At 68.3% G+C, this 964-nt stretch carries 1 protein-coding gene; it reads right to left on the bottom strand.

Annotation, left to right across the window (positions count from 1 at the left end; genetic code table 11):
• A partial coding sequence (locus Ari01nite_RS49460; protein ID WP_498371186.1) for a pyruvate dehydrogenase E1 component-related protein occupies positions 1-964 on the bottom strand: 964 nt, incomplete at both ends.

Raw genomic sequence — 964 nt, 5'->3', positions numbered from 1 at the left:
CGCCGTCGGTGTCGGCGGCGAGCAGCGGGTCCCACTCGCGGCCCCAGATCACCTTGATCACGTTCCAGCCGGCACCCCGGAAGAACGCCTCCATCTCCTGGATGATCTTGCCGTTGCCGCGGACCGGCCCGTCCAGCCGCTGCAGGTTGCAGTTGATCACGAAGGTGAGGTTGTCGAGCTCCTCGCGGGCGGCCAGGCCGATCGCGCCGAGCGACTCCACCTCGTCCATCTCACCGTCGCCCAGGAACGCCCAGACGTGCTGCTGGCTGGTGTCCTTGATGCCGCGGTTGTGCAGGTAGCGGTTGTACCGGGCCTGGTAGATCGCGTTCAGCGGGCCGAGGCCCATGCTGACCGTCGGGAACTCCCAGAAGTTCGGCATCAGCCTGGGGTGTGGATAGGAAGGAAGGCCGCCACTCGAGCCGTCTGGAAGGGTGTGCGACAGCTCCTGCCGGAAGCCGTCCAGCTGGTCGGTGCTGAGCCGGCCCTCGAGGAAGGCGCGGGCGTACATGCCGGGGGAGGCGTGCCCCTGGAAGAAGATGTGGTCGCCGCCGCCCGGGTGGTCCTTGCCGCGGAAGAAGTGGTTCATGCCGACCTCGTAGAGGCTGGCGCTCGACGCGTACGTCGAGATGTGCCCGCCCACGCCGATCTCCGGGCGCTGCGCCCGGTGCACCAGCATGGCCGCGTTCCAGCGGATGTAGGCCCGGATCCGGCGCTCCACGAACTCGTCGCCGGGGAACCAGGGTTCGCGCTCCGGCGGGATCGTGTTGATGTAGTCCGTGGAGGTCAGGGGCGGGACGCCGACCTGTCGCTCCCGGGCCCGCTCGAGCAGGCGCAACATAACGTAACGGGCTCTTTTCGCGCCGCGTTCGTCGATGACTCCGTCGAGCGACTCGACCCACTCGTTGGTTTCCTCGGGGTCGATGTCCGGAAGCTGGCTCGGCAGGCCATCGCTGATCACCGGGCG

This window comes from Paractinoplanes rishiriensis, from assembly GCF_016862375.1.
In the GTDB taxonomy this organism is placed as follows: Bacteria; Actinomycetota; Actinomycetes; order Mycobacteriales; family Micromonosporaceae; genus Actinoplanes; species Actinoplanes rishiriensis.
The sequence above is the reverse complement of the archived record's forward strand: the minus strand, read 5'-3'. Positions and strand labels throughout refer to the sequence as shown.